Origin of the sequence: Propionimicrobium sp. BV2F7, assembly GCF_000510445.1 — a bacterium.
Taxonomy (GTDB): Bacteria; Actinomycetota; Actinomycetes; order Propionibacteriales; family Propionibacteriaceae; genus Propionimicrobium; species Propionimicrobium lymphophilum.
Window position 1 is genome coordinate 196,675 of sequence record NZ_AZIS01000003.1, and the last position, 26,164, is coordinate 222,838.

Below are 26,164 nucleotides of genomic sequence, written 5' to 3' on the forward strand. Positions count from 1 at the left end.
GATACTTCCTATAACATGCCTAACCGCTGTCTGCGCGCCTCGGTAAATACGCTCATTTTCCCGTTAAACTCTTATTTGTGAGCGAAAACAAACTGGTGAGCCTGATGTCCTACGCCAATCTTTGTCTGCACGAAGATCTAGTTTCTCGTGCTGCAAGGGCAGGCGAACTAGAGGATAGGCTCCGAATGAACACTCTCGGTGCAGGACACTTCGCTCGATTCGCTGAACACGCGGGCACGTTAAAAACCATGAAGGCGAGGTTTGAACCGATAGCTGGTCCTATAAATGAGTTCGGTAGGCTCACAGATCCTAAGGATGATGTCGAGGCAATGCTGAGGGTGTGCCTGGTCGTCGGATTTATGGCGGATCTGGTGAAAGCCGTTGAGCAAAATTTATCCAACAAAGACAAAGATGCCTTGAAAGTTAGCACGCAACTTTGGCGTAGCCACGATTTCGCTAGTTCGAAGGTAGTTAGTTCTCTCGACGACGAAGGAGCGGTTGACGTTTTGTCGTTGTACGGCCGTCGAGTTATCTCGGAACTAACTCTGACCGTACAGAGCCTCGCTGCTGCCGATCAGGAGCTAAGCAACATCCTTAGCGGAACTAAGGACGATGGTTTAGCAGACATTGCTGGCGTGAGTAATCTGATGGATCAACTGTTAGAAAAAGCCCGCTCCAGGATGAGGCATCTTGGGTTGCGGGCCTAATCTATTAAATTTTTAAACGCCGAAACCTACCGGGCGTTGATTCTGGGCACCCATGTCTATGTATCCGATTTTTTCTACCGGAACGACCAGCCGCCTGCCGTTAGATCCATCAAGGACTAACGGGTTGCCGCTGTTGCGAGATTCCTGAATCTTTTCGATGATCTGCTCGGAGGTCAACTCAGTTTCTATTTCTAGCTCTCGAGCAATTTGAGTTACGCCAATTTTGATATCCACGAGTTCAAATCTACAAGATCGTGCAAGTAGACGAACCCAATAAGGTCAGCGTGGTTATTAATCTACAATTTTTACGTGATCAGCCTGGTTCCCCTTCGGGCCGCTGACGATATCGAATTCTACCTTCTGTCCTTCATCTAGTTTGCGGAACCCGTCCGCCTCAATCGCGCTGAAGTGTACGAATACATCTTCGGAGGAGCCCTCCACGCTGATAAAACCGAAACCTTTGTCTGCATTGAACCACTTAACGATTCCGTTAGCCATGACTTTCTCCATTCAATAGTGTCGTTGGCGCTTTAATCTTATGTGACTTGGTTGCCTCCAACCTAACTGGGGAGGCCTAAGTGGTCGTTAAAAATGTCAGTGCGACCTGATTGAATGAAACTATGCAGTTTTCAAAGGCGACCTTGGTTGTAGGAGCGGCAGGCAGCGGTAAGACTACGATGCTGATAGATGGTGTTTCTACGCGTGTTATATCCGGAGAAGGGCTCACCAATCTTCTGGTCTTTGCCGCATCAAGGTCGCTTGCTCAGGAACTACGGACTCAAATCCTGGACAAGATAGGTCGGACCCAAGGCAGTCCGAAAATCATGACTATGCATGCTTGGGCAAGAAGTGTGCTTGAAAGATTCACGCCAGAGTCGGATAAAGTCCCCGTGATGCTGACTGCTCCACAGCAAGAATTCAGACTTCGCGAGCTGTTGGCCAACTTTCCTATCGAAAACTGGCCACAGTGGCTAAGACCCGGTGTTAAAACTAAGACGTTCACCAGGCAACTACGAGATAAACTCTCTGAGCTTCGGCATCGCGGCCTCGACCCCGAGGATCTAATGGCAGGGAGCGAACTTGATCGAAGCGTAGGCAGATTTTTCTCCGAGTATCTTGATGTGCTCGATAGCGAGGGCGCGCTTGATTACTCAGAACTTATTCACCGTGTCCGGCTGATTCTTGCTGATGGTGCAGCCCAGATTCTGTCGGGGGAGATATCTGCCGTCTTCGTAGACGATTTCTCCGAGTTGGACGAATCCCAAATCAGGCTGTTATCCGATTTGCACGCTGCCGGTTCACAGATAATCGCATTCGCTAATCCAGATACGAGTGTTTTCGGGTTTCGCGGCGCCTATCCCAGGGCCATCAGCGATTTCGGAAAAATTTTCGGTAGCGACTTTAAAAGAATCGAATTGGTGAAGAATTTTCGTTCTGATTCGAAGATCGCCCTGGCTGCGAAAAGCGTCGCAGCAAAATTGCCTTATCGTGGCGGGGTCCGACCTAGTGACTATGTCGTTTCAGAAAAAGATGATTCCGGCGTTGTGCGAGCCATAACAATTGATAATGAAAATTTCATATACGACGAAATTGCCGGAATCTTAAGACAGGCGCATGCGAAAAACGGGATTGCTTGGGACGAAATGGCTGTGATCATCAGGGAAGGGCGATCAGAAATCAGTCGTCTTTCTCGAGCCTTCGCTTCAGCTGGGATACCGGTTATTGCTAGGGGAGACGAGCTGGCTCTTGGCCAAGAATTAGCGGTTCGTCCACTTATTTTCTCCCTACGTCTGGCCTTGGATCTGATGCGTGGGCAGAAACTTCGAGATGAAGATCGTTTCTGGCTCTTAACCAGTCCAATCGGTTCGGTCGACACGATTGAGGCACGAAAACTTTTGCGTCAGGAAGAGGACTTCTCAAAGCAGGTGACTCCTGTTGACGAACTGCTTTCCCAATTGGCGAAAATGATCGAAGAAGGCCAAGATCTGTCAAACCTTTTGTGGCGAATTTGGACTCATACTGATTGGCCGATTCAGCTAAGATCTGCTGCTCTTCGTAACGACGAGGATTCTCAACGGGCTAATCGAGACTTAGACGCAGTAATCGCTCTTTTCGATCTTGCCGAAAGATCGCATTTGAGCGGTGAAAAGGCAGTTTCACAATTTTTGGACGAGTTAGATAGTCAGCAGATCGCCGCCGATACCACTCGCGAATCCGATCATGCCAGGGAAGGCGTTTCCGTGTTGACCACACACAGGGCTGTCGGCCGTCAATGGCGTTTGGTGGTAGTAACTGGGCTGCAAGACGGCCAGTGGCCGAGGACTGCGCCGCAAGTCAAAATTTTCGATGACGCGATGAGCGCGGCAGAGCAAGTTGCTGCTGAGCGCAGGGCCTTCCTCTTATCGATCACTAGAGCAAGCGAACAGCTTTATCTTGTGGCTGCAAACGGAGATGACGGTTCAGGCGCTAAAGAATCAAGATTTTTGTACGAACTGGGCGTTGATGTGGAGCGTCACAAGGCCGAAGAAGTGAATAGTCTGCCCGGCATGGTTGCCCTTCTCAGAACCGCGGCGAGCGATAGATCAATATCCGAAGGTCTGAGAAAGGTGGCTATCTCGAAGCTCGTTGAACTAAAAGACGCAAAAGATAGTTTCGGGAATCCGCTTGTTGAGGTTGCTGATCCCCAGAATTGGTGGGGAATACTGCCCATATCTGGTCAGGATCGGTGTGTTTTCAAAAAAGGTGCCCCCATTCGGCTTAGTGGAAGCGATGTCGAAGTATTGATCAAATGCCCGAGACGGTGGCTGCTTACTAGAAAAGCTAATGCAAACCCGAGTAATGAGTTTTCATCCATCTTGGGAATGCTGATACACGAGCTAGCCGCCAAAGCAGACGATCTGGATCTTTCTGGTCTTGAAAAAATTCTTTCTGAGACCTGGCCAAAAATTGCCCCTGAAGTTGAATGGTACTCGAATGCTCAGTACCAGAAGGCTCAGTTAATGGTGCAACGTCTAAAAGCCTGGATCGAAGAGGATGATTTTGAGTTAGTCGGCACTGAGAAGCGCTTTGAGGTCACGACCCATGTTTCGGGTGAAGAAGTGAAGCTAGTTGGTGTCGTCGACAGATTAGAAAAAGACCGTGATAATAATCTTCGGATTATCGATTTCAAGACTGGAAATAGCGTTCCGTCCAAAAAAGAAGCAGAGTCTCATGTGCAGCTTGGCATTTATCAACTTGCTGCGAAGCTGGGAGCATTTGAGGATATCGCACAGAGCAATGCTCTGGCCGATGCCCACCTTGTCTACCTGAGCGATAAAGATAGGTCTGGGACACTGCCGAAAGTCTTAACTCAGCCATCACTTGATTCCCGTCCAAAACTGAAAGATCAACAAACTGAAAGCGAAACGTGGGTGCACGAACTTTTAGAACAGGCCGTGTCAATAATCCAGCGAGACAATTTCGATGCGGTCAAATGCGATCTGTGCAGGACATGCGTTTTTTCAGTTGATTGCCCGGTTATGTCAGGGAAGGAATCGCGATGAAAATAGCCAGTGAAGCCGAACTCTGCGAAGCCCTAGGCATTCTATTTAGCGATGAACAGCTAAAAGCTATAATGGCACCCCTGAGCCCTAACGTAATTATTGCTGGAGCGGGCACCGGGAAAACCACAGTTATGGCAGCGCGCGTCGTTTGGCTGGTTGCCACTGGGCAAGTCGCGCCAGGAGAAGTTCTCGGCCTTACCTTTACCAGGAAAGCTACGGCCGAGCTTAGCGACCGGATCAGCGCATCTTTGAAAAATGCCGGTTTCGAGAATTCTGCGGAGGCAGAGGCAAGCAATGAGCCTTTTATCGCGACTTATGATTCTTTCGCTGCCTGGCTGGTGAGAGAGTTCGGATTCCACGCAGGAATAGATTCTGATTCAAAGCTGCTGACTAGGGGGCAAAGCTTCTTAATAGCATCTGAAATCGTTAATGATTCATCATGTGATTTCGAACATTTGAAGAGGCTAAATCCGTCGACGATTATAGAAAGATTGATCAACTTATCCGAAAATGTCGAATCCAATCTATTGAGCTATTCAGAGATTCGAGAATTTTCCGAAGAATTCATCAAAGAGCTTGACCAGGAGCCGTTGAACAGGCAAAAGAAGGTTTTTGCTCATATTAGAGATGCAAAGGCAACAGCGTTAGAGAGACTGGAATTACTTCGCTTAGCCGAAAAATATCAGGAACTTAAGTCCAATAGACGGCTAACAGAGTTCTATGATCAGATGGCTACCGCGGCAAAGATGGTAGAAGAAGCTCCGGTGATCGGAAAAAGACTACGCGATACATTCAAAGTAGTACTTCTTGACGAATACCAAGACACATCTAGCGCACAGGCAAAACTATTAACTGGCCTATTCGTTGATCCGCAACATGGCGGGCATGCAGTAACTGCGGTCGGGGATCCGTACCAGGCAATTTATGAGTGGCGGGGAGCATCCCCCAGTAATATCTTGAAGTTTCCGCAAGATTTTTGTGTGGCTGGACAACCAGCATCTATCTACACTCTCCAGGTAAACAGGCGCAGTAAGCCCGATATTCTCAAGGTCGCTAACGCTTATGCGCAACCGCTTAGAGGAGAAAACCTTCCGCAGGCATTTGACGAGGAGAATAACCAGATAAGCATCTATCTCACGCCTCCCGATGTCTCAGGAGAGTCTTTGAGCAAATCAGACCCACGCGTCATGGGTGTAGTAGAAGCCCACAGCTTTGTCTCATGGCCCGAAGAGGCATCTTGGGTTGTTGAGCAGATCAGGGACTGCTACGAATCAGGGGAAGTAGCTAGTTGGAGTGATATAGCAATTCTGCTCAGAGACAATTCCTCAGTTGCGCAGATCTTTAAGAACTTGGATCAGGCACAGATTCCAACCGAGCTGGTCGGTCTAAACGGACTTTTGGTGTTGCCCGGAATCAGTGATTTGGTAGATATGTTGCGTCTGCTCAATGACGTAACCGACGATCCTGCTGCTGCTCGTTTGCTAACGGGGTTGAGATGGCGTCTAGGGCCAGCCGATTTGGCCGAGCTCGGTCGTAGGAAGAAAGAGCTGTGTCTTCTGGACCGAGTAGTTGAGCTAAGCGAGTCTCCGGGAGACAAAATTTCTTCAGAAGGGCTCGAGCGGTTAAGGAATTTCCTCGGCGTCTTTAATTACTTGTTGAGATACAAAGATGAGCATGTCGTAGATCTGGTTGGCAGGGTCATAAATAAGATGGGACTTTCTTCGGAAGCCAGATTAAGTAAGGCGCAATCCTTGCAGCTCAGAAAGCTCACCGACGAGATTAACTCGTTTGCGTTAAACGATCAGAAATCGAATCTGAGCGGCCTCGTTGCATGGCTTAACTCTGAGATCGAGAACGGCGATGGCCTGGAGCAAGCTGCGGTCTCTGAAGAAGATTCTGTGAAGCTACTGACTATGCACAAGGCTAAGGGCCTTGAATGGGACGTAGTTTTCATTCCTCGCCTTGTAGACGGAACTTTTCCTTCTTCCAGAGTCACAGATAACTGGGTTAAAAATCCGGTCGAGATACCGGCACCGCTGCGTAGGGACGCGGAATGGATACCTCAACTGAACGGTCAATCTCGAGAAGAACTTGGCGAATTCGCGGATGAGTTGAAACAAAAGACTATGTATTCAGAGGACCGGTTAGCATACGTCGCCGCATCGAGAGCAAAAAATAGGCTCGTGCTTACATGCAGTCAGTGGAACGGTGGAAAATCTCCGAAACAACCATCTGAGTATTTTGAAAAGGTCATCACGTCATTTGAAGATCGCCAACCCATAGCAGGCAAGATGAGTATCGCCGAACTAACTGAAGAAGATCCACTCTCGTCTGATCAAGGCTCGAGTGCTTGGCCGCCTCCATTAGACGATTCAGAAGCATTAGAGCAGCAGGAAGTCGCGTTAGCCGTAAGTGAGTGGGAAGACGATCAAACGATTCAACTCAATTTTGATGAACAAAAAATCGCTGATTCCTGGTCTGATTCTGTGAAAATGCTTCTGGAGGAAGCCCTCGAAAATCGCAAAGGAGCAATGCCAAAGGTGATGCCGAAATCTATCTCTGCTAGCCAGAGCATTCTTTACGAGAAAGATCCTGAAAAATTCTGGGCAGACATTACAAGGCCAATGCCGCGAAAAGTTAACAAGATGTCTTCGGTTGGAACCAGGTTTCATGAATGGCTAGAAAAAAGATTCGGTCTATCAAAACCGCTCGATGAAGATTATGAAGATTTCGTTGTTTCAGAAGACGATTTTCCCGAACAACGATTCCAAAAACTGTTACATGATTTCGAAAACGGGCCTTACGCGGACAGGGTTCCAGTAGCCATCGAAGCTGGCTTCGTCCTAGTGAAGAAAAATGGCCAGCAGATTAGGGGACGGATCGACGCGGTTTTCCCCTCAGAAGAACCGGATTTTGATTATCAGGTGGTCGACTGGAAGACTTTTGATTCTCCTGGAGAACCGATGCAGCTAAGTCTTTACCGGGCGGCATGGTCTGACATGACAGGCGTTCCCGAAGGTAGAATTGACGCAGTTTTCTATCACGTTGCTTCGAAAAAAATCGAGCGCCCGCAGCTACCAGAAATTAATTAAATCTTGCCAGGAGAAAAGTCGGATTTTAATGATTTTAGATCAATTTTTTAAAGGCCAATCAGGGGTAAATTCTTGGTACGCACCAGCACTATTGGATCATGCGCAAGACGCTAGGGCCAACGGCGAGTACGAAGACTTTTTCGCCAGTGGAAAAGCTAGATTAATAAAAGTTGATGATAAAAATTTGATCGAATTTTCTTCACACAAGGTTGCTGCTGGAACTAGTTATTCGTCTGACTGCATATTTATTGGGAAAATCAAAGACGAATACTGGTTCGCAAAAAGGGACGAAATTAAAACTGGAGTAGCGCTTCGGGATGCAGAATTAAGCGATGCAGAGTTACAGGCTGCTACGTCTGCAATTGCTATTTTGAATTGGTGGGATAGAGCGAAATATTGCCCCGAATGCACTGGTGAAATCAAGCCCAGACACGGAGGATTTGAGGGCGAATGCGAAGCCTGCAATAAGCTGCACTTCCCACGTACGGATCCGGCCGTAATCGTCGCGATCCTCGACGAAGACGAAAGAATTTACCTGGCTCACAACTCGATGTGGAAAAAGAATCAAGTCTCTATCCTCGCTGGTTTTGTCGAGTCTGGAGAATCCGCAGAACAGGCTTGTTTCCGCGAGGTCGAGGAAGAGGCCAAGTTGAAAATCAACAAACTAACCTTTTTTGGTAGCCAGCCGTGGCCTTTTCCTCGGTCGTTGATGCTCGGATTCTTTGCTCGAATATCAAATCGCGACGCAGCGAAAGCTGAGACTGATGGCACAGAGCTCGAGTGGGGAGACTTCTATACCAGGGAAGAAATAATTGAATTGGCAAAAAGTGGGAAACTCATCCTTCCGACGAAAGCCTCGATCGCAAGCCGAATGTTAAAGGCTTGGCTTGAAGGCCAGGAGCCGATTCGTTAGACCAGAAGCTCGCCTAGCAGGGTTCTCGATTGCCGCGGCGACCGCTTGCTGAGTGCCGATAATTCGGATAGCTTTCTTCGCCCTAGTCACTGCTGTATAAAGCAGTTCTCTGGTGAGAATCGGGGACTCATGGCTGGGGAGAATAAGAGTGACTTTTCCGTACTGACTTCCCTGAGATTTGTGAACAGTCATTGCGTGTACTAACTGATAAGAGTCCAACATCGATGGCGGTATCAGCTTGAAATCTTCCTTAGAACCTATTGCCGCCTGCAGTGTTCCGTCTTTGAGAACCACCACTCCAGTGTCGCCATTGAAAATCCCTAGATCTGGAGAATTCGAAGTAATTATCAAAGGCATTCCAGGATAAATCTCTTCTGTGCTGGACCAGCCAGCTAATTGGGTTCGCAAGAACGCATCGATAGTTGCCTGCCAATTGCTAGCTCCATAAATTCCATTTGCGTGTGCGCACAGTAACCTGTGCGAATCTAGGGCCTGTAGCGCCTCACTGACCAGCCCCGAATTAGCGCATTTGAGCATTTGTCGAGCAGAAACTAGCACGTCGCTAGCGGCGGATTCGTTTGTGCCAAATGAGATTTCGCTGGCATCGGTATCGATGTATTCGATCCCTCCCTCGTTCTTATTGAGGATCTCAATGGCACCCTCACAATCGCCCAAGCGAATTCTCTCTGCGAGCTCAGGGATATTGCCCGAACTCCGTAAATTGATTTCTAGTCTCGAGACTAGGGGAATTTCATTGAATTTATTGCCTGGAACATCTGCATCCACGATGTCGGCAAGGACGGTTCCGACATCGATTGATGTCAGCTGATCTGGGTCTCCGATCAGGATCAGCCGGGTATTACTGCGTAGCGCAGACAGAAGCCGCTTCATCATCGGTAACGACAACATAGAAACTTCGTCAACGATGACTACATCATGAGGGAGCCGGTTAGTTGCATCGTACGTGAACCCGTTCAGCGTCCCTCTGGAGCCAAGAAGCTTATGGAGAGTTACGCCTCTATCTATCCGGATGTTAGCTAAACCGGCCGAAAGGACGTTCTGGGCTAACGACTCGTTCATACGTGCCGCCGCTTTACCACTGAACGACGTCAACGCGACGTGCAGTTTGGTAGGGCTAGAAGCTGATAGCGCAGATAACAGCGCTGCAAGAGTATGAGTTTTTCCAGTACCTGGGCCACCTGCGATTACTGATATCCAACTGCTAATGCAGTTTCTTACTGCATTGCGCTGATTGACGAGCGCACTGCGTAGGGGCTCAGGTTTCTCAGCTCCGTCGAATATTTCTTCTAACTCTTTTTCCAGAGCAGCCTCGTCGACCTCGGGCGGGGGAGTTTTAATTTTTTCTATCAGGTCGTCAACAACATCTGACTGATAAAGCCAGTTACTCTCTAAATACAAGTTGCTGTCAATAAAACGAAGAGGCAGTCGGTTAGGAGCGTCTTCTTGTGAAGTGGAGACTATCTTTGATGAGCAGAGAACTGCACGCCAACTAGAAAAATCGGGCCAGTCCAATTCGGCAAGAAGATCGAGGCGTTCCGGATCAGACAATTCTTCTTCGGAAAGCAATAAATCTCTTAGGGAGTCTTTAGATTCCATCGGCAAACATGCAGAGCCAAGTTGCGCTGCCTGGACACACAGGCTAGCGGCTAGCAGCACTAACTCGTCAGATTCTCCGTAGAGCAATTCGATCGAGCGTGAAGCGTGAACCGCGGCCTGCCCGATCAGTCCAGCGGAATTGAAGCGGGCCAGCAAGCCGCGTGCGATTACACTTTCTTTGTTTTTCATAATTGCGCTCCAGAGATTATTTCGGAAGCTCGTACAGCTATCTCGGGGTTGGGACGCCACGTGAAGACCCCGTAATGCATATCCGATTCAGTGCTCGATTGTCCCACCATTCCACGGACGAATAAGTAACCTGCGCCGCGAAGATGCTTTGCCGGATCGTACGAAGGAAGTCTCCAGCTAAGGAATCTGTGCAGAGCAACCATGTATATGAGTGCTTGAAGGGGATAGTGAGATTCGCGCATGATCTTCTCCATGCCAGCTGAATCGTATTTATCGGCTGTCAAAACTTCGTCGCCTTGCAAGGCAATGCGGTTCGTCTTGTAGTCAACCACCGCGAATGCGTCTTTCACCTTTAAAACCGCATCTATCGAACCTGTTAGGAAACCGTGCAGCGTGCTGCTCGCCGCGCTAGTCGCAGCAAGTTGTTTGCCATAGCCAACTAGCACTCCTCTAGGGTCTGCCAGAGACTCATCGTCGAAGAGCCCAGCCAACTGTTTTAGAGTCGAATAGCCTCTCTCACTTCCCATAGACATCTCGAATTCCAATTCCGCGAGCCTGTTTTTTGCGCCGATGTCGCGGAGCGAAAATCCCTCAGTGAGATCTCCAAGTCCGGTTGTCACAACTTGGGAAAGTCCCGCAGCTAGTGTGTCTGCGTCAACTCCTTCGATAGGGAGTCGGTTAAGAGCGGTGCTGCTTTTTTCAAGCAGATCCGCTTTCAGATCTTTGGCTGCAGGATCGTTCTTTTCAAGAATCGAGTGGACCAATGTGCCAAAGTTAACCCCACCCGGAAGACCAGCTAGGGCCGAGATAGGTTTATCGGTCTTTTCGTGCATAGCGGATTCCGCATTGGCCACTTCTTCTAGTGGTTCATCAACATCTTCAAGTAGAGGTACGCCATGAATTTCTGCAGTTAACCCTGAGTACGAAGTTCTACGGAACGAATTATCGATGACGCGTGTGAACTGATTGATGTGAAGAGATTTCTGGGTTCCCTCAGCTTGGTCGAATAAGACGCGTTTAGGGGGAGCGCTCGTAAAGGAATCACAGAAAAGAACATGTTTTCGATCGGTTCCGGGGCTTAGCTCGTACAGAAGTCGATGAAGCGGAGACTTGAGCGTGTTCGTCTTTGTAGATGAATACCAACATACGAGGAAGCTAGCCGCTCGCGTCGCAGAAACGTAGAACAGTCGTAAGCTCTCGGCTAGCTCTTCTTCGAAATAACTGGATGAGCGTTCAGATCCGAAGTCCAGATCGATTACCCTTTCGCCGTTCCAGTGGCCGGTGGAGAGCCTGCCGGGCTGTGGCTTTCCAGACCAGTAATACTCGCTAGCTTCTGGAAGCAAGACAATCGGAAATTCGAGGCCTTTTGCTTGGTGGATTGTAGTTAAAGTGACAGTTGGCCTGTCGGTCTCCAACCTTCTAGTAATCTCGTCGCTTTGTTCCTTTGACTTGGTAATTTGCTCGCTTAGCCATGCTGATAGTCCTGCTGAGCCTAAATGATGTTTGCGTGCAGCCTCGTCTAATAATTCCGCTGCATGCTGAAAGTCGGTAACTTGTCTTCTGCCGGAAGGCTCAGCTAAAAGACTTGAATAGAAGTCACTTTCTTCTACGATTTTCTCGAGAACCGCGATTGGTCCGAACTCATCCATCAGATTGGCATACTCGCGCATAAGCATGAATGCTCTAGTTCGACTTGTTTCGTTGTTGGCTAGCTCCACACTGGTTAGCCCGAAAAACGACGTTAGGGTCGCTCTCGTCATGTCCTGTGTACGCTGCGTGGCGAGAGCGGTCAGCAACGTGTTCCATTCGTAAGCAGCCGTAGATGCGTAGACACTGTCGGATCCGGAAAAGGTAGCTGGTATTCCTGCTTCTTGAAGAGAGCTAAGTATTTGTTCTCCTCGTTTATTCCTTCTCACTAATACCGCTATGTCGTTTAGCTTGATAGGCCTTAAAGAATCATTTGATTCGAGTTCATAGTTTTCGACCAGATCATAAATCTGGGCAATAACATCCCTATCGATAGCCTCTCTAGAATCCGAAGCGGAAAGACGAGAGCCCGGAATTCTACGTACTAGGACTGGTTTGTCTAGGCGTTCTGAAGATCGAAAAATACGGTTTGATTTCCGGTTAGCGGATACTGGAGGCAACTGAATTGGGGAGGAATCAACCCCAAGATTTGCCGAACCGAATAGTTCTAGAACTCCGTCTGCAACACCCGGATCCGATCGATAATTGACGCTCATCGTACGGATCGAAACTGGGACCCAGTCTTTTTGGGATTTTGCTTTTTGATAGGTTTCTACGTCGCCGCCACGGAACCCATAAATAGCCTGTTTTGGGTCACCGATAAGAATAACTCTGCAATGCTTGGCGAATGCTTTCTCAATAATTCGCCACTGTTGCGGATCTGTATCTTGAAACTCATCGACCATAACGATAGGGAATCTTTTTGATAGCACTCGAGCTGCCATGTTCCCGGTCTCTGGGTCATCAAGAGCATCCGTTAGCCGATCCACCATATCGTCGTAGCCATATATGCGCATGGAGCGCTTACGTCTGTCGAATTCCGAACGAACCTTATGAGCGAATATCCCCTCCTCAGTATCAGAGGGGATGATTTTGAAACTGGGTTTGAAGCAAACCTCTTTGCCGATTGTTTGTGCACGCTTCCAATCTCCCTTTGCTTTGTGGTCCCAAGAGGACAGGTATGTGTCAGCTACCACATCTTCGATCAGCTCGCTCATGTCGTCAACGAAAGTGCTCGAATCGTCGTGATCTACAAGAACACCGAGCTCGGCAATCATCCGAGAACTGTATTCGTGAATTGTCGCAATAGTGGCTTCGTCAATTTTTCCCAAAGCTGTATTTAACCGCTCACAAATTGATTCGACGTCACCTTCTGCAAGAGCCTTGTCTATTTCATCCTCAGGCTGCTTTCCGATGCTAGAAAAAGACACCAAACTAGAAAGCGTGCTCGCCAGCCTTTGGTGCACTCTCGATTTAAGCTCTCCAGCAGCGGCCCGGCTAAAAGTAACGATTAGAAGGGATTCAATGGGAAAACCTTCGGCAATGAATCTTGTGGCCAGCGCAGCAATTGCATAAGTCTTTCCAGTTCCGGCGCTCGCCTCCAGAATCGTTACTCCTTGATCTGGCAGGGGACCGGTTAACTCGAACTTTTCAGGCGTACTCATTTCAGCATCGCCCTCCTTATCGGTTGAAACAGCCAAGCAGCTAGCTGTTTAAATCTGCAATCGAAGTGGTCAGTATTGAAGGGGGTTGGGTCCAGCGGTTCTGGACGCGCTACGAAAAGTTCCTCGGGTGCGGAGAAGAAATGCTGCCAGGACGGATCGGAGTCATATTCTCCGAAGCCTTTGAAATTGTGCCATGCAGACTTCATCCTCCAGTCCGGAGAATCAGACGCTCTGCCTTTGAATATGGCCCCTGTGTAAGCAGCTGCCGTTTCGATGGGAAGCGGGATTAGTTTCTTCAGGCCGTCCTCAACGAGAAGCACCAAATCGCTCAGCCAGTGCTCTGCACTGACTGAATCTGGGACAGAAAGCTTGACCATTGAATCCGTGCACACGATTGTCGCGCCTTTAGCGCTTTCGCCGTTAACGGCCAATAGGCATAGCTGAATCCATGCCTCTATTAGAGTGATTGCTTTTAGCTTCCCTGCCCGAAAAATCACTACACGATCGTTCCAAGTCCTAATATCTGCGCTCAAGAATATAGATTCAGTTCTTCTTCCGGAGAAAGACGTAGTCACGTTAATGTCTTTACCGGAATCTGTTCCTCTGGCAGAAAGAACATCTTTTGCGATATCTGCGGCTTCATCGGCAATCGCATCGATCAGTTCTTTTCCTTGATCGTTGAGTAGCACTTTCCCAGAGAGCCCAGCGACGTATATCGAGGTGTTTATATCGACGCCAGACAGCAAATCGTCGATGATCTTTGAACGAATCGAATAAGTAGATAAGCCGTCGGGAGCTATCGGAAGCTCGTTCGCTGTCTCGTCTTCGTAGGTGTTTAAGTTTAAGTTACTCGCGCTCGACAGTAATTCGGCTGCAGGATTCCTCAAGAACTTGAGTATTCGCGGCAGAGAAAGCTCGCTGAGAATCTCATTTCCAAATTCAATTTTCCACAGTGCAGTTTCTTGATTCTGTTTCTCCAAATCGGTTTCGATGTTCGCCCCAGAAAATGCAAGTTTGTCGAAACTCGCATTTGCGCCGTCGAAATTGGTTTTGCTTTGAGAAGAAAGCGGGTGGGAGATCAGGAGGCGTTCGTCCGGACTGTCCCAAAGCTCTTGCGGGTTGTCGATGCCGCAGGCTGCCAACAGATCGAGAATAGCGATCGGGGGAGCTAACTTTTGGCCCGTCCTCGGGCTAGCGGCTTGCGTTATAACCACGAATTTATCTTTTGCTGCTAGCAAAGCATCCAACAATTGCTGCCTAGACTTACGTTTTGCATCGTTTATGCTGCTTTTGCTCGTGACTAGATCGTCACCAAGCAGCTTGTTTCGTGCAGGAAAATCTGAATCGTTCAATCCGAGTACGCAAATAACTCTGTGCTCTACTGCCTGCAATTGGCCTAATTGCGCAACCAGCAATGAACCGTTACCAAAATTGGGGCGGGCTGAATAAGGCCTATTCGCCTCAGCAATCCAACCTTTCACGTCTGCCGCGGTTAATGTGAAGCTAGAGGAGCTATCTGGGCCACTAAGCGTGGATATTTTGCTGATTGCCTGTGACATCTGCCATTCATCAAGTGGGCCTACGAATGATAATTCGCGGGCTGCAGTTGTGAGCCGGTCGATCCAATCAGTTGTAGAGCCGGGCTGGCCAAACAGGTAAATGCTCTTGCGTATCCTTGCCACGGCTTCTGCTAATTTTCCAATCGTTGAGAGCATGCTCGATTCGATCTGGGGCAGCGGAGCTACTTCTTTAACAGCGGTGGGAGGCTCGTCAGCGAATAAAACGCCCGTCAACATCCTCTGAACGCCGTTCCACCAAGTTCCGAGAGTCTGAGAGCTCAGCCCGTAGCGGCTTCTGTGCGGGGAGTCGATTCCCCAACTGACGTTTGCCTTTTCAAACAGCTCCTGAATTAGCTCGATTTCGTCAGCAGAAAAATCGAACAATGCCGAGACTGTAGGCAGCGTCAAGAAATCGAGTAGTTCTGAGACATGTCCTCGGCCCATGGACATGGCCAATAGCTGATCGATCATGTCGAGAATCGGATTCGTCTGCATTAGCGATGCTGTCGCCAGCTGAACCCTAAGTTGTTTTGCTGGATGACTCAGCTTTGTCGAGAAATCGTTCTGGAAAGCGGATTTCAGGTAAGTGGCGAACCTTTCGAGGTTGGGGACTAAAACCAGCACATCCCGAGGTTCCAGTGATTGGTCGTCTTCAAATATTTTTGAAAGCGCGTCCCTTAGCACTTCGACTTGTCGGTTAGGGCCGTGACTGGCGTGGATCTGGATCGTGCCATCCGCGGTTAAATCTCCGGGGCCGGAATCATTAAAAATGCTTGCCTGGACTGCTCGCAGCATGGCCGAGACGCCAGATTCCGGAGGGTCGATTTTTCCGTTTGGCCGTTCGACGCCATATCTAGCTAAGAAGTCATTATTAGCTGTAACAGGTAAGCCAAGCTGCCAGGTCATCAGGCCGGCATATTCTGACAGCGACTTCAGCAACTTTGAGTCAGATTCCGAAAGCGAGGTAATAATTCCAGCTAGGAAAGGTGCTGGGATATTTTCAGATATCTCTGGGATCGACTCGATCAAAGCGTCTTGACGCTCAAAAGGGTTAAGAACTTTTGTCGATTCGACAAGACGACGCCAAATTTGTGGCTGCCATTCTTGATGATCGGGGACTGCCGATCCGTCGAAATCGGCATCTTCGTTTTTTTGCCATGATGCGAGCATTAGTGGCGCTTCTTCGCAGTAGTGAAGAAACAATCTGGCGATACGACGGGCTGTTGAACTTATCCGACCTGGCCGGGTAGCGGCGTCCCCTAGGTGCTTAGATAGCGGGGCAAACCAGCTTTGGCCATTACTTTTTTGAAGTATCTCAGCTATGCGCAAAGAAAGGTTTGATACAGACCAGGGGTCTGTATCAGGTGCTATGGCCAGGTAGTCTTCGTAAAGCTTACGCTTAAAACTATGTAGGGTAACGAAATCGATCCCAGAGCAAATACCGAAGCCGTTTTGCGTAGCGATTTTTTGCGACAATTTTCGGCCATGACCGACCGAAGGAACGATGACTAGAGCCTGCTGAAGAGGATCGGAAATCCCAGAATTAAGCTGAGAAAATATCGCGTCTTCTATCTGCGCCCATGTGGCGACTAGTCGTGATTGCGCTTCGATTTCATTCACGAATTACACCCTAGTGTCTGGCACTGACAAATTTAGGACTATGCATCCCGTAGCGTGGAAAAGGATGTGTCAGTGGCAAGACATATCCTTGGTGGCATGAGTATCGATCCGGATCAAATGCTGGCAGGCCTGAACGACGAGCAGAGACAAGTAGCGACTACTTTCGGCGGGCCCGTGGCGGTTTTAGCAGGAGCAGGAAGTGGAAAAACCCGCGCCATTACGCATCGGATCGCATATGCAGTTGCTAGTGGAAGGCATAAGGCAAACGCAAGTTTAGCCGTGACTTTTACCACCAGAGCAGCGGGGGAGCTTCGAGCTCGATTAGCTAAGTTAGGCCTTCCGCAGGTTTCCGCAAGGACTTTTCATTCTGCAGCGTTGAGACAACTCAGATACTTTTGGCCGATCGTGGAAAAAACCGAATTGCCCGAAGTGACGAGTAAAACTATCGGCATCGTTTCTCAGGCCTGCAAATATATGGGTTTAGGAGACGATCTATCTCTGCTCAGAGACCTAGCGTGCGAAATTAGTTGGGCAAAAGTATCAAACGTAACTGCAGAACGGTATCCACAAATTGCTGAAAAACTCTCGCGCAAAGTGGCCGACTTGGATCCCGAACAAGTTGCAACGGTCTTTAAAAACTACGAGATTTTCAAGCGCCGCCGTTCAGTGATTGATTTTGACGACATACTTCTATGCACGGTCGCAATGCTTCATGAACATCGAGAAGTCGCCGAGCAGGTTAGAGAGGGATACAAGCACTTTACGGTCGACGAATTCCAAGACGTAAGCCCTCTACAGCACACGCTTCTTGAACTATGGGTTGGTGACAGGCAGGATCTTTGCGTAGTAGGAGACCCTGATCAGTCCATTCACGCTTTTGCGGGGGCTGATAGAGGGTTATTAACAAATTTTAAAAAGTACTATCCGAATGCAGTTGTTTTGCATCTATCGAAGAATTACAGATCAACGCCACAGATTCTTGAAACGGCTAATGGTCTCTTGGCTCACCAGAAGAACAGAGTTCCGCTAGTGGCAACTAAAGACCCTGGGCGTGTAGTTGAGTTGGTCAGTAATTCTGATGAGAGCGAGGAAGCTAGCCAGGTTGTTGAATGGCTCGTCGAGAAACACCGCAACGGTCTTGATTGGAATCAATGCGCCATCCTATTCAGAATTAATGCGCAGTCCATGGCGCTTGAAACTTGCCTTAACGACGCAAGGGTTCCATATACCGTCAAAGATTCGGAAAATTTCTATGAACGGCCAGAGATCCTACGTGCTCTCAAGCTTTTGAAGAACAGCGGCGTGAAGTCGCCGGAACTAACGGGTGACGATGCCAAGAACCAAATAGCTGAGATTCTCGCTTCGCTTGGTTGGAAACCGCTCGCACCGGAAGGCGCAGGAATGGTTCGAGCGCGTTGGGAGGCTCTAAACGCTTTACGTGATAGAGCCACACAGATTCTTGATGAAAGGAAATGTTCGTTCAGACAGCTAGTCGAAGAACTCTTAAAACTTGCCAGTATCAAACAGATCCCGACCTCACAGGCTGTCACACTTTCGACAATGCATTCAGCTAAAGGGCTCGAATGGCCTGCGGTTGCCGTTATCGGCGTTCGTGAAGGCATGGTTCCATTTTCCATGGCTAAAACGCCAGCCCAGTTGGCTGAGGAACGAAGGCTGCTTTACGTAGCTCTGACCAGAGCAGAAGAATCTCTACGAATTTCTTGGACCGGGGCAAATAGAAAATCCAGGTTCCTGAATAATTTCCATTCCCAAAAACAAGATAAGAACCTTAAAAAAGAGAAAATGAAGAAAACCTCTCGCACATGTTACGTGTGTGGGAGGGCGCTGACAGGTGGCAGCCAAAATAAACTCGGCAGACACGAATATTGCGAAGCGACCTTCGACGAAGAGTTTTTGGAAGAACTCAAAGAGTGGAGAAAAGCCCAGGCGGATTCAGAAAAAGTTCCTGCATTTGTAGTATTTACCGACAAAACGCTTCAGGCTATCGCTGAACGCAAACCTCAAAGCATGACTGAGCTTAAAAGAATCTCTGGAATCGGCCCAGTTAAGGCTGAGAAGTACGGGGAAAAGGTTTTAGACCTAGTAGCTCAAAACTAAAAAGGGAGGCGACGTGAATTATTACGTCGCCTCCATAAAGAACTTAATAAATTAAGCGCGTCCAAGAATGCGGTTTAGGTTGGTGCCGCACTCAGGGCACTTCGACTTGGCCATCTTGGTGCCACGATCGTTAACAACAACGCGGCCCTCTGCCTGACGCTTCTGCTTGCACTTAACGCAGTAGAACTCGCCACTGTAAGTCTCGTCAGCCATGCTTCCTCCTAGTTACTTTCAAACTTGGTTGACATTAGCGACTCTTGTGGCTGCTGCCAACCCCTTGCATCTCATAAGCATATAGCCCATGACCAAGACCTACGAAAATTACCAACGGTATATTTGCTTAACCTGGAATCCGAAGTCAAAGCCATATCGATCAATTATGCGCCACAGAGCGAAGTGATATTGCCCGCATACGCAACAATGCTTGGGGAACCGGAGCACAGCGAAGTAGTCGGCTTTAAGCCGTCATTTGTGCTTAACGGGATGCTGTGTCCGTACACTCGAGTCTTTACGCCCAATAGCGAAGCTAGTCCAGTTGGGGCAGAAGGCGTAATAACTTTTGTATCCTCGGGATCGACGTTATTGATCTCTGCGGCTTTTCGGAAGGCAGCTTCTCTTGGCATAACCTCGTCTATAAGTTTCTTTTCCACCGCACGATGCTCGTCGAACATGAATGCTCCCAAGTCGTTACGAATGGTTTCCGGATCGATTCCTCGTCCTTGGGAAACGATATTCACGAAATCGTCGTAAGCGAGTTCAAGATTGTGGGTGTAATTTGCCCGTTCTTCTTCAGACATCTCCCTGAAGGGGTTTCCAAAGTCTTTACCTTTGCCTTGAGTCAGGTATTCCTGAGTGATTCCACCAGATGTTGTGACTCCAGATTCCAGGATGTTTCCAGTGGTCGCAGTCACGTCTTTGTAATGCATTATTGGGCCCATGATTACGCCTATGGAGCCGGTGAGTGTGCCGTAGTCGGCAGCAATGTAGTCCGCGCCGGCCATTGAGTACATACCGCCGGAAGCCGACATCGACTGAACATATGCGAAAACTTTACGGCCTGTGCGCTCTTGGTAGCGTGCGACTGCATCGTGGATCGCTCTGGAGCCCGTGATGGTGCCTCCGGGAGTGTCCATGAGGAGAACAAGGCCTGCGTAATCGTCTGCTTCGATCTGATCGATTTGCTTGGCGATCTCGTATCCGTATACGCCAGAATTGAAGGCGCTTGCCCCAGAATTCGTCATGATCGCGCCGTTAATAGCAATCGCGAAAAGAGTGTTCTTGGCGTTACTGGGGCCCCACACGTGAGTCGTGGCGCCCGTGTCGGCGGTTGTACCGATGCTATTCGCGGCGCTAGCAGCGGTGACAATCAGGCCGAGCATCATGACTATAGACATGACGACGCTCAGTATCCCAAATCCGATTGATGCGCCAAGACCGACGCCAAATCCTTTGAAAAACGAGCTCTTGCGGGGTTTAGATGAGTTAGGTACCTTCGGGGAAACGAGAGGCGGGAGCTGAGTCGGCGGAATTTGAGTTGCGGTTTCCGGCGGATCCCACGATGGGGCGCCCTGAAGTTCTGGGCGCGCACCAGGAGTTTGTGCGTTTGTGTTTTCGTCCATATTTCCTACCTAGTTATTTTCGCTATCGTCGAGAATCTTTCGCAGCGCCTCATCAAGTTCGTCATCGGTGCTGGAAGAATGTTCGCCGTTTGCATAGCCGATTGGATCGTCCAGGTCTTCGGCGGTTGGGATTAGGTCTGGGTGAGACCAGGTCTGATCCCTCTTCTCCGCCCCCCTTTTCTCGGTGAGAGCCGCCCACAAGTTCGCTGCATCACGAATTCTGCGCGGGCTAATTTCCATGCCCACTAGATTAGAGAACGCCTCTGATGAAGGATCGTTTGTGACCCTTCTTCTTTTTATAGTCTCAGAGAGCTGATTGGCAGTTTCTTGCATCCAAGGGGTAGTTGCTCGCGAGGTGATTTCGTCCACCCACCCCTCGATGAGCGCCAGAAGCGTCTCTAGTCGTCCGAGAATCTCTTCCTGTTCAGGCGTTTTTGTGGGGGAGAAGAGCCGACCCTGCATTTTCTCGCCGATTTCAGCAAGCTTTTCTGGGTTCATTGTCTCTAAATCTTGTGGATCGAATTCTTGCGTCAGCGCAGAAGAGTCAATCTGAATTTCGCGGGCATAGTGTTCGAGCATCGTGAGCAGTTGTGGCCCGAGCCAGCCAACGGAGCTAAACAGTCTTTGTCTGGCCGCTTCTCTCACGGTCAGATAGATGAGAATGTCTTCAGGGCTATTCTCTAAACCCTCAGAGAACTCTCCGATGTTCGTGGGGATCAGAGCAACCTGTGGTTTCTCCAAAAGCTGAAGCCCGATCTCGCTACCAGAAAGCGTGGAGGTCGCCAAATTACCGATTGCTTGAGAAAGCTGCATTGCATACATCGAAGCTGCAGCATTCCTAAGCAGCGGAGCCATCAACTTGTTCAACTGGGTAAGCTGATCGTCTCCGAACTCGTTTCCGGAGCCAAGCATTTTTCCCATCGCATCAGCCAATGCGGTGACAATTGGCGAGACTATCTTTCGCCAAGCTGGCATGGTCGATTCGACCCAGTCGGATCTGCTCATGGCCTTAGCTGGGTTTGCTGGCGGGGTCATAGCAGTGACTTCGTCCAACCATTGTTGGGCAAGCCGATCCGCCTCTCCTAAAGCTCTTTGGGTCTGATAATCGACACTTGGATCTGGACCAGATTGGGATACGACACGGTTAATAGCCATCTTCATGGCATTCCAGTTGACGTCTTCCACATCATCGGGGGTTGAACTCGCGGCCTGCTCGAAACTTTTTGCTATCTGGTCCAAAATCTCTGAGAAGCTGCCTCCGCTTACGCCGAATCCGGCAGATTCGAATATCTTTTTAAGGAACTCTTCCGGGCTCTCGTCGTCGCCGGGATTGTTCTGTTGCGACATATTGCTCCTTAGTCTCAGATTCAATTGAACCGCATGGCACCAAGTTATCTACAGCCTAATGCAGATGCTCGGCTACGCTTATTCTTGTAAGTCTTAAACGATTAGATGGGAAAGACCCGAGGAATGACTCGAAACAAACGGTTTTTCGTAACTTTAACGGCTGCTTTCCTGCTGGTCGTTTGTAGCCTGATTATTGGCCTAACTCCCATACCTTTCGTGAGTTGGCAGCCCGGCCAGACCATCGACGTTTTTGGCTCTGACAATAACGGGCGGCTCGTCCAGGTTGAGGGCACTAAGACCTATGACACCACTGGCGAGTTGATCGTTCCGACCGTATCGGTAACCAGCTCTCAAACGTTCCTTAGCCTTCCACAGGCTGTTATCTCTTATTTCAAAAAAGACAGTTCGGTGCTTCCGCGCGACTATGTTTATCCTCTTGAGCCTTCCAAATCTGGCAAAGACACCAAGAACCGTCTAGAGGATGAACGCAACAAACAGATGTCTGATTCCCAGGATGCAGCTTTGGTAGCTGCGTTGAGCCTTGCGGGGCAGCCGGTTCAGCAAACGGTTAAGGTCAAACGGGTCTCGAGTTCAGGGCCCGCCGCAGACAAACTAAATGCGGGCGACACGGTGAGAAGCCTGAATGGGATTGAGGTAAAGACAAAAACCGATTCCCAGGCCATTATCAAAGGTCTTCGTCCTGGCGATGAGTTAGAGATTGCCTTAACCAGACAGGGGGAGGCGCTTACCGTGAAGATTTCTACGGTTGCCGGGAACGAGAATCCTCAGGCTGCACGAATTGGGGCCGAGTTCGAAGACAGCTATCAGCATCCTGCGTCCGCAAAATACCGCATAAATAAAGACGTAACCGGACCTAGTGCGGGGCTATTGTTCGCCTTGGGGATCTACGATTCGATTACCCCCGAAGACATTATTGCAGGACGTAGCATCTCAGGGACTGGCAAAATCTCTCCTTCAGGAGATGTCCGCGCGGTGGGTGGAATTCGTCAAAAAATATTTGCGGCGGAATCTGCCGGGGCTGAATATTTCCTTGTTCCTGCCGGCAACTGTGCGGATATCGACACAGAAACATCAATGAAATTAATAAAGGTTTCAAAGCTCGACGATGCCGTATCGAGTCTCAAACTATTAGAAGATCCGAATAACCTTGAGAAGGTGCCAACTTGCTAAATTCAGATAGCTCAGCTTCCCTAGAGGCTTGCCTACTAGAGATTGAACGATACGCGGGCAGATTTGGTTGGGATCAACCTGCCAGGCTGTTTGCACTTGTTCCGACGGCAGAATTGCTGGCTAGCTCACCGGAGCTGGCGGACCAGATCACGGAAAACTCTCCCGGGTCTTTTTCATCTGTGGAACAGGAGGATTTCCATTCGAGTACCGACCTGTTCAGCGACTTGATTAACCTGACCTGGCCATCTGCGGTAAAAGGTTGCGCTTTGGTAACAGAGAGGGCTTTTCTTTCGAGCGAATACGAGGGGCAGATTCCCGAAGACCCCGCACAAGCAGCTGATTTTGTGACTAACCATCCCGAGCGCCAAGATCTGAGGATCGTTGCAGGCGCTCTTAGAGACGGGACCTCAATCTGCATCGCAAGGCTGCGCAAGCAACCGGAGGAAATTCTGCATGGTGATCTCGTGCCAGCCCTGACGGCTGTCTTGAAACAGACTCTAAACTAATAGACTTGTAGGTAATTGTGCTTTGTGTAGTAAGTAACGAAAAGTAAAGGTAGAAATGACGACCCAACCGAATGCGCAACCGAGAAGGGGAGGCAGGGCACTAGCGCCAACGTTGGCTGTGCTCGCGGTCCTGATAATCGGTTTTTTATTGTTCTCTAGAATCTGGACCGATTTCTTGTGGTTCAGGTCGGTAGAGACTCCGCAGGTATTCACGATTAGGTGGACAAACACGATTCTGCTGTTTGCCGTTTTCTTCGTCCTAAGCGTCGCTGTGGTGCTGATTAACCTGCTGGTTGCAAGAAGGCTCGATGCAGGCAAAAGAGCCAAAAACAAGCAGCAGCAGACTGGACTTTTTGTTCTTGTCTCGATAGCTGTCGGTGTGGTTAGCGGACTTTCCGCGATAAACCAGCTGGACACGTTCCTGGGCTGGCGCAACAAAACAGATTTCGGCCGCCCCGCGCCTTTCTTTGAATCGCTTGATGCGTCGTTCTTCGTATTCGATATTCCCTGGTGGCGGTTTGTGGTTCAGCAAGTCGGCTGGATCTTTGTCTTTGGCTTGATGGCCGCAGCTGTCTATTACTTCATGAGGGCTAACTCGGGATCCATAAAGATTGATCCGATTCAGCTGCAGCGCGGTCAGATGCCTCAGATGCAGCTGAACAATCCGTTTAATGCGAAGGCTCAATCTCACTTGTCTGCGCTAGCGGGCATTCTCTTCCTAGTTTTGAGCGCCTGGATGGTGCTGCACAGACTGTCATTCGCATTCAGCGATAATGATGCGCTGTTCACTGGTGTCGGCTATACCGATCACCACAGCAGGATCGTTGCCACGACGATCATGGCTGCAGTCTTGCTGGTCATCGCCATTGCGTTTTTCGTGAACATTAAGCTGCGGCGCTGGCTGATTCCTGGTGCCGGTATCGCTGTCGCTTTGGTGACGGCACTAATCGCGCAGATGATCGTTCCTGGGCTTATTCAGAGCCTGCGGGTTAATCCGAGCGAACCTGTTATGGAGCGGCCATACATTGAAAAGCAGATCGCCGAAACTAGATTTGCTTATGGCATCGAGGACACTGAAGTTGTTGACTACCAGGCTAAAACCGACGTCAGCGCAGGTCAGCTACGTGCCGATGCCGTAGCACTTCCCGGCATTCGATTGATGGACCCCGAGGTCATCGCACCTACCTTCGAGCAGTTGCAGCAGGTTCGTGGTTACTACTCGTTCCCTGATGTCTTGGACGTTGACCGCTACACGATCGACGGTCAGGAGACTGACGCGATCGTTGCGGTACGCGAGATTGATCGCAAGGGCCTTCCTGAACAGAACCAGACATGGAACAACATCCACACGGTTTACACTCACGGTTACGCTCTAGTTGGCGCATACGGTAACCGTAGGCAGGCAAGTGGTGAGCCTGAATGGATCACTCGGGACATTCCTCCGGTTGGCGAGTTGGATCAGGATCAGGCGAGGATCTACTTCGGTGAAAAGACCGATACATATTCGATCGTCGGTGCACCTGAAGGAACCGAACCTGTTGAGCTCGATACTCCCGGTGGTAACGAAGAAAGCGGTGGCGAGACCTACACCACTTACAACGGTAAGGGCGGAGTGCCGATTGGTAACCTTCTAACACGAGCCGCGTACGCAGCTCGCTTTGGCGACATCAACATGCTGCTGAGCTCTCGAGTTAACTCCGAGTCTCAGATCCTTTACGACCGCACTCCCGCCGAGCGAGTTAGGCAGATCGCCCCTTGGCTCAACATTGACCAGGATCCTTACCCGGCCGTCGTCGATGGCAGGGTGGTCTGGCTACTCGATGGCTACACGACTTCGAACACCTTCCCGAACTCTCAGAGGGTGGATCTGCGCGATGCGACCTCCGATTCCAGTTCTAGCTGGAGTTCTACAGGAGTCGCCCGCGAAGACGTCAACTACATGAGGAATTCCGTTAAGGCCGTTGTGGATGCATACGACGGCACGGTCTCGCTGTACGCATGGGACGAGGAAGATCCGATTCTTCAGACCTGGAACAAGGCTTATCCGGGCATCTTGAAGAATAAGTCCGAGATCAGCGATGACATGCTGAACCACCTGCGCTACCCGCAGGACATGTTTAAGGTGCAGCGTCAGGTTCTTGGTCGCTACCACATGACCGACCCGATGGCCTGGTACCAGCAGTCCGATCTTTGGGTCATTCCTAACGATCCTCGTGCAAAAGACACCAAGGAACCGCCTTACTTCCTGTCCATTAAGTGGCCAGGCGAAGAAAAAGCAGTCTTCAGTCAGACTGCGGTTTTCGTTCCTAACGAACGAGAGAACCTTGGCGCTTACATGGCTGTAGTTGCAGATGCGGCGGACGAGGATTACGGAAAGATCCGTGTCTTGAGGCTTTCTGACACCCATCAGGTGCCCGGTCCTAACCAGACCTACAATGCGATCCAGACTGATCAACGCGTGCAGCAGGCTTTGCTGCCGTTCACCACTCAGGGTGCTGCAGAGGCAGTGTACGGCAATCTGCTAACGCTTCCGTTAGGTGGCGGTTTGATCTATGTCGAGCCGATTTATACCCGAGGCAAGACACAGGGCGCTTACCCTGTTCTAAGGTTCATCGCGGTTAGATTCGGCGACCATATCGGAATTGGTGAAACCCTTCAGGAATCCCTAGATATGGTTTTCGAGGGTGATGCTGGCGTCGATACCGGTGAGAAGATCACCCCGAGCGAGGGTAATGCCGGGCAGACGGAACAACCCAAGGTCGGCCGCGAAGCGTCTAAGGCTAAGTTGCAGGAAGCAGCCAGCGCATATCAGGCTGCTGACAAGGCCCTTAGAGATGGAAACCTAGGCGAATACCAAAAGCAGATCGGTATCGCCAGGCAAAGGATGGAAGAAGCCGATAAAGCGCTTGGCTAAAGCGGTTTGAATAAAATTTTTGGGCGGGTGGCCAGTTAG

The 26,164-nt window shown here is 49.7% G+C and carries 16 protein-coding genes; 8 read left to right on the forward strand and 8 right to left on the reverse strand.

Annotated features, from left to right (window positions below; translation table 11 throughout):
• Positions 1–77: 77 nt before the first annotated feature.
• A complete protein-coding gene (locus HMPREF1255_RS01940) occupies positions 78–707 on the forward strand; it encodes a ferritin-like fold-containing protein (RefSeq protein WP_024110530.1) in 630 nt (209 codons plus the stop codon).
• Positions 708–719: 12 nt separating this feature from the next.
• Here HMPREF1255_RS01940 and HMPREF1255_RS01945 read toward each other — a convergent pair whose 3' ends face one another.
• A complete protein-coding gene (locus HMPREF1255_RS01945; RefSeq protein ID WP_016456191.1) occupies positions 720–941 on the reverse strand; it encodes a DUF3107 domain-containing protein in 222 nt (73 codons plus the stop codon).
• Positions 942–998: 57 nt separating this feature from the next.
• Positions 999–1,205 carry a cold-shock protein gene (locus tag HMPREF1255_RS01950; protein ID WP_016456190.1) on the reverse strand — a complete coding sequence of 69 codons (207 nt, stop codon included), beginning with the start codon at positions 1,203–1,205 and terminating at the stop codon, positions 999–1,001.
• Between the two features lie 122 nt (positions 1,206–1,327).
• Here HMPREF1255_RS01950 and HMPREF1255_RS01955 point away from each other — a divergent pair, with 122 nt between their 5' ends.
• Genes HMPREF1255_RS01955 through nudC form a run of 3 tightly spaced genes read left to right on the forward strand, consistent with a single transcriptional unit; the run spans position 1,328 to position 8,254 of the window.
• A complete protein-coding gene (locus HMPREF1255_RS01955) occupies positions 1,328–4,249 on the forward strand; it encodes an ATP-dependent DNA helicase (RefSeq protein WP_016456189.1) in 2,922 nt (973 codons plus the stop codon).
• Positions 4,246–7,341 carry an ATP-dependent DNA helicase gene (locus tag HMPREF1255_RS01960; protein WP_016456188.1) on the forward strand — a complete coding sequence of 1,032 codons (3,096 nt, stop codon included), beginning with the start codon at positions 4,246–4,248 and terminating at the stop codon, positions 7,339–7,341. The genes HMPREF1255_RS01955 and HMPREF1255_RS01960 overlap by 4 nt, the downstream gene beginning before the upstream one ends.
• Positions 7,342–7,369: 28 nt before the next feature.
• Complete coding sequence (gene nudC / locus HMPREF1255_RS09325) at positions 7,370–8,254, forward strand: NAD(+) diphosphatase (RefSeq protein WP_016456187.1); 885 nt, start codon at positions 7,370–7,372, stop codon at positions 8,252–8,254.
• Here the strand turns inward: nudC and recD are convergent.
• From recD to HMPREF1255_RS01980, 3 genes are read right to left on the reverse strand one after another with little or no spacing between them, the layout of a single operon-like run.
• Entirely contained in the window at positions 8,216–10,060 is a 1,845-nt protein-coding gene (recD, locus tag HMPREF1255_RS01970) for an exodeoxyribonuclease V subunit alpha (protein ID WP_024110815.1), read from the reverse strand. The two genes, nudC and recD, sit on opposite strands and share 39 nt — an antisense overlap.
• Positions 10,057–13,287 carry a UvrD-helicase domain-containing protein gene (locus HMPREF1255_RS01975; RefSeq protein ID WP_155948424.1) on the reverse strand — a complete coding sequence of 1,077 codons (3,231 nt, stop codon included), beginning with the start codon at positions 13,285–13,287 and terminating at the stop codon, positions 10,057–10,059. Before HMPREF1255_RS01975 ends, recD begins: the two co-directional genes overlap by 4 nt.
• The gene (locus tag HMPREF1255_RS01980; protein WP_016456184.1) at positions 13,248–16,430 is read right to left on the reverse strand and encodes an exodeoxyribonuclease V subunit gamma; all 3,183 of its coding nucleotides are present in this window, start codon (positions 16,428–16,430) and stop codon (positions 13,248–13,250) included. Before HMPREF1255_RS01980 ends, HMPREF1255_RS01975 begins: the two co-directional genes overlap by 40 nt.
• 72 nt (positions 16,431–16,502) lie before the next feature.
• On the opposite strand from HMPREF1255_RS01980, the gene HMPREF1255_RS01985 reads away from it, so the two are divergent.
• On the forward strand, positions 16,503–18,548 hold the full coding sequence (locus HMPREF1255_RS01985; protein ID WP_016456183.1) for an ATP-dependent DNA helicase UvrD2: 2,046 nt from the start codon (positions 16,503–16,505) through the stop codon (positions 18,546–18,548).
• Between the two features lie 51 nt (positions 18,549–18,599).
• Here the strand turns inward: HMPREF1255_RS01985 and HMPREF1255_RS09890 are convergent, their stop codons facing one another.
• The 3 genes from HMPREF1255_RS09890 to HMPREF1255_RS01995 all read right to left on the reverse strand — a co-directional run bounded on the left by HMPREF1255_RS09890 (position 18,600) and on the right by HMPREF1255_RS01995 (position 21,514).
• On the reverse strand, positions 18,600–18,761 hold the full coding sequence (locus HMPREF1255_RS09890; protein ID WP_016456182.1) for a DUF5679 domain-containing protein: 162 nt from the start codon (positions 18,759–18,761) through the stop codon (positions 18,600–18,602).
• Positions 18,762–18,925: 164 nt separating this feature from the next.
• Positions 18,926–20,167 carry a S49 family peptidase gene (locus HMPREF1255_RS01990; protein ID WP_024110956.1) on the reverse strand — a complete coding sequence of 414 codons (1,242 nt, stop codon included), beginning with the start codon at positions 20,165–20,167 and terminating at the stop codon, positions 18,926–18,928.
• Between the two features lie 9 nt (positions 20,168–20,176).
• Positions 20,177–21,514: a zinc-dependent metalloprotease gene (locus tag HMPREF1255_RS01995; RefSeq protein ID WP_024110916.1), complete on the reverse strand. Its 1,338-nt coding sequence runs from the start codon at positions 21,512–21,514 to the stop codon at positions 20,177–20,179.
• Positions 21,515–21,730: 216 nt separating this feature from the next.
• Between HMPREF1255_RS01995 and HMPREF1255_RS02000 the strand changes: the two genes are divergently transcribed.
• Genes HMPREF1255_RS02000 through HMPREF1255_RS02010 form a run of 3 tightly spaced genes read left to right on the forward strand, consistent with a single transcriptional unit; the run spans position 21,731 to position 26,125 of the window.
• Entirely contained in the window at positions 21,731–22,705 is a 975-nt protein-coding gene (locus HMPREF1255_RS02000) for a PDZ domain-containing protein (protein ID WP_196801456.1), read from the forward strand.
• Positions 22,699–23,211: a PPA1309 family protein gene (locus HMPREF1255_RS02005; RefSeq protein ID WP_016456178.1), complete on the forward strand. Its 513-nt coding sequence runs from the start codon at positions 22,699–22,701 to the stop codon at positions 23,209–23,211. Before HMPREF1255_RS02000 ends, HMPREF1255_RS02005 begins: the two co-directional genes overlap by 7 nt.
• Positions 23,212–23,266: 55 nt before the next feature.
• Positions 23,267–26,125: a UPF0182 family protein gene (locus tag HMPREF1255_RS02010; RefSeq protein WP_024110775.1), complete on the forward strand. Its 2,859-nt coding sequence runs from the start codon at positions 23,267–23,269 to the stop codon at positions 26,123–26,125.
• Positions 26,126–26,164: the final 39 nt, after the last annotated feature.